The organism is Streptomyces sp., assembly GCF_035563135.1.
In the GTDB taxonomy this organism is placed as follows: domain Bacteria; phylum Actinomycetota; class Actinomycetes; order Streptomycetales; family Streptomycetaceae; genus Streptomyces.
In genome coordinates, this window is sequence record NZ_DATMVN010000484.1 from 1 (window position 1) to 6,746 (window position 6,746).

Here is a 6,746-nt window from a genome sequence, read left to right on the forward strand (position 1 = left end):
CGCGTGGTGCGGCGGGTCGTACCCCGGGACGGTGCCGTCCGCCTTGGCCACGAGCAGCAGACCGGCCATACCCATGTCGGAGTGGCTCTGGACATGGCAGTGGTACATCCATGCCCCGGCCCCCACGCGTTCCCCCGCGATGATCTGGAAGCCGAAGGAGTCGGCGGGTCCGCAGATCTTCGTGTCGATCACACGACTGGGGTCGTCGGGGCCGGTGAGCATGCCTGTTCTGTTGTCGGCCCAGCGGTGCCCGTGGATGTGGAACGTGTGGTAGTACTCGCCGTGCGTGATCATCACGACCTCGACCCGGTCCCCCACGGTGGCCTCGAAGTTCGGGCTCCCGTGGGCCGGCTGGTTGTTGATCGTCATGTCGTTGAAGACGATCGTGATCGTCCTGTCCGGCAGGACGTCTCCCTCCCGGCGCACGACGAGCGGCCCGTACAGGCCCTTGCGGATGCCGCCCGTGCCGTGGTCCGTGCCGACGACGTGGTCGTGGTAGTGCCAGTAACCGGCGCTGCCCGCCTGCCAGGTGCCGTCCTTGCGGCGGCCGGGTCTGTGGGTGCGCCAGGTGTACGTACGGGTGCCGCCGGGTTCGACATGGCTGCGGTTCATCCGGGTGCCGTCGCTCGCGGTGTCGTAGTCGACGCCGTGGACATGGAGGCTGGCGTCGACGTCCGTGGTGTTCTCGAACTCGATGTGCAGCGTGTCGCCCTCGGTGATCTCGATGAGCGGTCCGGGGATGGATGCCTTGCCCTTCTCGAAGCCGTATCCGAGCTGGCCGTCCGCCAGCTTCTCGGCGTACAGCCTGAGATGGCGGACAGCTCCTCCGGCGGGTGCCGTCCTCGCCGGGTTCTCCGCGGAAGCGGCCTGCACCGCGCCGAGCGACATCGATGTCACGCCGGTGGCAGCGGCCACTCCCCCACCCACCAGCATCCTGCGGCTGAAGGTCCTTCGGTCCATGTCGAACTCCCCATCGCGAGAAGGAAACTGACGCGCTGCTCTCCTGGACGGCCCACACGGTAGCCGGGGGCCGTTGGTTTATCCACACTCAGGACAAAGTTCGTTCGATTGCTGCCATACCTATTGGCGAGTCACGAAAAGAGGTCTAGCTTCGTGCGCTGTCGCAGTGGCCATCAGGGCGCGGTGACGAGTGAAGTGACCAGAGAAGCGACCAAGAGGGGTGGGTGACCACATGCAGCGCACACCACATCACAGGTCCAGACCGCGCCGCGGCATCGCGGCGGCCGTGGCGGCAGGCGCTCTGACCGCGTCCCTGCTGGGCGGCAACGCGGCCACCGCCAGCCCCTATCCGGACCCAGGGCTGAAGGAACGGATGGCGACAACGATGTCGCTCCCCTCACCGCCCGGTGGGGCCGACGTCAAGGTGCTGGTGTTCCACGCTTCGGCGGGCGAGGAGCCGCCCACCGTGGACGCGGGCATCGCGGCCATCGAGAAGATCGGGCTCAGCGGCCCGGAGGCCGGACGCTTCACGACCGTCGCCACCGACGACGCCGGGGTCTTCACCAACGGCAGGAAGCTCGGCAGGTTCAACGCGGTCGTCTTCCTGACCGGTGGCGGCGATGTGCTCGACCCGGAGCAGGAGGCGGGCCTGGAGGCGTACATGGAGGCCGGTGGAGGCTTCCTCGGCATCCACGACGCGGCCCGCGCCGAACCCTACTCCGACTGGTTCACCGGTCTGGTGGGCGCCCGTCCGGCGGCGGACAGCCCGACGGCCGTCCAGCGTGCCACCGTGGAGATCGGCGACCGGCAGCACCCGGCGACGAAGAACCTCCCGCTGGAGTGGAAGCGCCCGGACAAGTGGCTGAACTGGAAGGACAACCCGTCCGGCGACGTGCACACCGTGGCCCGCGTCCGCGAGCTCACCTACGCCCCGGGGAAGAGCGCCAACGGCTGGGACCACCCGGTCTCCTGGTGCCGTGACTACGACGGCGGCCGCTCCTTCTACACCGCCATGGGCGGTACGGCGGCCGGCTTCGCCGAGACCGACTTCCGGGATCATCTGCGCGGGGCGCTGGCCTGGACGAGCCGCATCTCGCAGGCGGACTGCGGGGCCACCATCGACTCCAACTACACGGCCGAGCGGCTCACCCAGCCCAATCAGCCGGGGCAGAACGACCAGATCGGCGAGCCGCACGGCCTCGTGACCGCGAAGGACGGGCGGGTCTTCTACATCGGGCGCGGCGGTACGGACAGCAGCGTGCCGGTGGTCACCGACTGGAACGACCCGAACGTCGGCAAGGGCGAGGGCGAGATCCATGTGTATGACCCCTCGGCCAAGAAGGTCACCCTCGCGGGCAAGCTGAGCGTCTTCGGCAACAAGGGCGGCGGCGACGAGCTGGTCAAGGTGGAGGAGGGGCTGCTCGGCATCGAGCTGGACCCGGACTTCGCCGCCAACGGCTGGGTGTATCTGCACTACACCCCGCACGCGAAGATCGACCGCGACAAGCGGATGGCGGTGCGCCAGGTCTCCCGCTTCACCTTCGACCACGCCACGAACAAGCTGGACCTGGCCTCGGAGAAGGTGCTGCTGCACTGGCCGGTCCAGATCCACAGCTGCTGCCACGCGGGCGGGGGCATGGCCTGGGATTCGAAGGAGAACCTCTACATCGCGACCGGTGACAACAACTCCTCCGGTTTCAGCGACGGTTACTCCGGCAACAACCCGCAGCCGAACTACAAGGGCGTGTCCTTCGCCGACGCCCGCCGCACCGCGGGCAACACCAACAACCTCAACGGCAAGATCCTGCGGATCCACCCCGAGGACGACGGCACCTACACCCTGCCCGCGGGCAACCTCTTCACCGGCGAGGAGCCGGACGAGGGCGGAGGCAAGACCCGCGGCGAGATCTACGTGATGGGGGTGCGCAACCCTGCCCGCATCTCCGTCGACACGGCGACCGACACGCTCTACGCGGGCTGGGTCGGCCCCGACGCGGGCGCTCCGAGCACCACCTGGGGTCCCGCCAAGTACGACACGTTCGCGGCGATCACCGAGGCCGGCAACCACGGCTGGCCGTACTGCATGGGCAACAAGCAGCCCTACCGGGACCGCAACCTGCCCGATCCCGCCAAGCCGCTGGACTGGTACGACTGCGACGCGCCGAAGAACGAGTCGCCGAACAACGACGGCCTGGTCAACCTGCCGCCGGTGACCGGCAACACCATCTGGTACTCGCCCCAGGGCGGCGGCGTCGACTACCCGCGCGACGCGAACGGCGTCCCGAGCTACAAGGCGGAGGAGCAGAAGGAGCTCCTGCCCTGGCTCAAGGGCGGCGGCCAGGCCACGATGAACGGCCCGGTCTACCGCTACGACGCGGCGAGCACGAGCGAGGCCAAGTGGCCGGCGTACTGGGACGGGAAGTGGTTCGTCGGGGACTTCTACGACGACACCCAGCCGCGTCACGCCGTACTGACCGACCCGAGGACGGTCGGCAAGGGCGGCCTGCCCACCCATGCCGAGTCGCTGAAGAAGATCATCCCGGTCGGCGCGGACGGCATCCGCAACCTGATGGACTGGAAGTTCGCCCCGGACGGGTCGCTCTACGTCCTGGACTACGGGCGGGGCTTCTTCACCTCCGACTCCAAGTCCGCGCTGTGGCGCGTGACGTACAAGGGCGGCGGTCCGACCCCGGCCGCCGCAGACCTGGCCAGGAAGGCGGCAGCGCAGTGAGACACCCTTCACTCCTCGCGCGACGGCGGTACGGGCCGGCCCGGTGGTGGCTCGCCCTGCTCGGTTCGTTCCTGATGGTCCTGGGGCTGGCGTCGACCGCGGCGTACGGCCGCGACGACGACCGGGCGGCAGCGGCCGAGCAGGTCCTCACCTGGACCGCCGGCGACCCCATCGACCGCTATCTGACGGCTCCCGAAACCGCGGTGGCCGGAGCCGCGACCATCGTCTTCGAGAACAGCGAGGCGACGGGCAACACGACGAGCATGCCGCACACGCTGACGTTCAGCGTCTCGGACCCGGAGTACAACAGCGACGTCCAGGTGAACATCCTGGCCAACCCCGGTGACAGCGCGGGCGGCAAGCACAGCGTGGAGGTCACCCTCACTCCCGGCAAGTACTTCTACCACTGCACGATTCCGGGGCACGGCTCGATGCAGGGTGTCCTCACCGTGACCGAGGACGGCGGCGGCGAGGACACCACCGCTCCCGAGACCTCGGCGACGGTGGACGGCGACAGGAACTCCGACGGCGCGTACATCGGCCAGGCGTCCGTGACCGTGGCGGCGACCGACGCGGGATCGGGCGTGGACACCGTCGAGTACGCGCTCGGGACGGACGGCGCCTGGCAGCCGTACACCGCACCCGTCGTGGTGAACGAGGTGGGGACGCACACCGTCCGCTACCGCGCCACCGACAGGTCCGGCAACGTCGCGGCCGAGAAGACCGTCGGCTTCGCGGTCGCCGCACCGCCGACGGATGACGAGACCCCTCCGGAGACCTCGGCGACCGTCGCGGGCGAGAAGGACGGAGCGGGCGCCTATCTCGGCATGGCCACGGTCACGGTGACCGCGTCCGACACCGGCTCCGGCGTCAACACCATCGAGTACGCGCTCGGGACGGACGGCGCCTGGCAGCCGTACACCGCACCCGTGATGGTGCACGAGGTGGGGACGCACACCGTCCGCTACCGCGCCACCGACAGGTCCGGCAACGTCGCGGCCGAGAAGACCGTCGGCTTCACCGTCGTCGAGCCGCCGTCGCAGGACAAGACCCCGCCGGTGACGTCCGTGGTGGTGGCGGGCGACAGGAATTCGGACGGCGCGTTCATCACCAGCGCCAAGGCCACGGTCACCGCGACCGACGCGGACTCGGGCGTGGACAAGATCGAGTACTCCCTCGACGGCGGCCCGTACCTGGCCTACTCCTCGCCCGTCATCGTGGACCGCGTCGGCCACCACACCCTCGCCCACCGGGCGACGGACAAGGCCGGCAACACCTCCGAGGCGAAGCAGTCCTCGTTCACCGTCGCGCAGAGCGGTGGCGTGCCGGCGCCGAACTGCCCTGAGTTCGACGAGCGGCTCACCGTCATCGTCGGCACGGTCGACACGGGCGTGCCCAACCGGCTCACCGGCAACCGCTGCACGGTCAACGAGCTCATCGAGGACGAGAAGGACTGGTCCTCGCACGCGCTCTTCCTCAAGCACGTCGACAAGGTCCTGGACAAGCTGCTCACCGCCGGGGTCATCGACACCCGTGAGCACAGGAAGATCTACCGGGCGGCCAAGCAGTCCGGCATCGGCAGGCCGGGCCAGGACGAGGGCTACCGCAAGCTCTTCGACGGCACCGCCGAGTCCCTCGCCAAGTGGCAGCACGTCGGCGGCGGGCAGTTCGGGCTGAACGAGGAGGAGGGCTCGATCACCAGCTCCACCACGGTGGAGGGCATGGGGATGCTGTGGTTCCCCGCCCGGCAGTACGGGGACTTCTCGCTGAAGCTCCAGTGGCGCGACGACGCCCCGGGGACGGGCAACGCCAACGGCGGGGTGTTCGTCCGCTTCCCGGACGTCCACGGCCACCCGGAGGAGAGCCGCCCGGAGTGGGTCGCCATCAAGTACGGCCATGAGATCCAGGCCAACGACCGGCCCGACGGCGACATGTACAAGACCGGTTCCGTCTACGGCTTCGACAGGGTCGGGCTCGGCGGCGCCGGGGTCACCCCCAAGGGCACCTGGAACGACTACGAGATCCGGGTGGTGGACCAGCACTACTCGGTCTACCGCAACGGTGTCCTGATCAACGAGTTCGACAACAACCGCGGTCAGCTCTTCGAGCCGCCCCGGGGTGACGACCCGGGCACCGACGGCCGGCGGTACGCCTCCGGCTACATCGGGCTCCAGGTCCACGGCACCTCGGACGTGATCTCGTACCGCGACGTCCGTATCCAGGAACTGTAGGAGCGAGGCCCGCTCATGAGGCCGCGGCGGCATGCTCAGGCATGCGGCCGCGGCCTCCCGGGTGCCGGTGGCGCCACACCCAGAAGACCGTGCACGAGACCAGTGCCCAGGCCGCCAGGACCAGGAACGGGAAGGCGTACTGGTGCCCCTGGTAGTAGACCGCGGTGTGCTGGGCGTTGACCGAGGCACCGGGCGGCAGCCAGCGCCCGATCTCGCCGAGCGCCGACGGCAGCAGCGGCCAGGACACCGCGCCACCGGACGAAGGATTGCCCAGCAGCACCATGAGCCCCCAGGTCGGGAGCATCGCCCAGCGTCCCATGATGGTGTTGAACATGGTGAAGACCATGCCCGACGTGAACATCGTGAGGGACAGGATCAGCCAGGACTCGACGAACGGCAGGTCGAGCGCGCCGAGCAGCCAGTCCACCACAGCGGCGATCGCGAAACCGCCGAGCAGGGCGTAGGCGACGGTGAAGACGATCCGCTCGAACGGGTTGAGCGCTCGGGCGTGCACGCTGAGCTGGATGGCTCCGACGAAGCCGATGATGACGGCGGCGAGCGAGATGTAGAAGAGCGCCAGCCCGCGCGGGTCGCCCTCCTGGAGCGGTTTGACGTCCGTGATCGTCACGGGGACACCGGTGGCCTCCGCGACCTCGGCCCCGGTCTCGGCGAGCAGCTGGGCGACCGTGGCCCCCGCCGCCCCGGCGATGTCCATGGCCACACCGCGCCCGCCCGGCCGCAGGGTCACGAAGACCTTCTGCTCCTCCATCGCCCGGCGCGCCCCCGCGCGGGTGGCGTACGGGTGCAGCCGGAGGGAGGCGTCG

Annotated in this window: 4 protein-coding genes; 2 read left to right on the forward strand and 2 right to left on the reverse strand. The window is 69.4% G+C overall.

Going from position 1 to position 6,746, the window contains the following annotated elements; genetic code table 11:
- A partial coding sequence (locus VN520_RS21325) for a multicopper oxidase domain-containing protein (RefSeq protein ID WP_325748540.1) occupies positions 1-960 on the reverse strand: 960 nt, incomplete at its 3' end.
- Positions 961-1,192: 232 nt separating this feature from the next.
- Here VN520_RS21325 and VN520_RS21330 point away from each other — a divergent pair.
- Both VN520_RS21330 and VN520_RS21335 read left to right on the forward strand, forming a co-directional pair.
- Positions 1,193-3,691, forward strand: coding sequence for a ThuA domain-containing protein (locus VN520_RS21330; RefSeq protein ID WP_325748541.1), 2,499 nt, complete (start codon positions 1,193-1,195; stop codon positions 3,689-3,691).
- Entirely contained in the window at positions 3,688-5,922 is a 2,235-nt protein-coding gene (locus VN520_RS21335; protein ID WP_325748542.1) for an OmpL47-type beta-barrel domain-containing protein, read from the forward strand. Before VN520_RS21330 ends, VN520_RS21335 begins: the two co-directional genes overlap by 4 nt.
- Before the next feature lie 13 nt (positions 5,923-5,935).
- Here the strand turns inward: VN520_RS21335 and VN520_RS21340 are convergent.
- Positions 5,936-6,746 (reverse strand): ABC transporter permease (locus VN520_RS21340; protein ID WP_325748543.1); only part of this gene is annotated, 811 nt, incomplete at its 5' end.

Excerpts from the sequence above, each read along its gene's own strand:
- VN520_RS21330 (WP_325748541.1), top strand. The coding sequence starts at position 1,193 with ATGCAGCGCACACCACATCACAGGTCCAGACCGCGCCGCGGCATCGCG.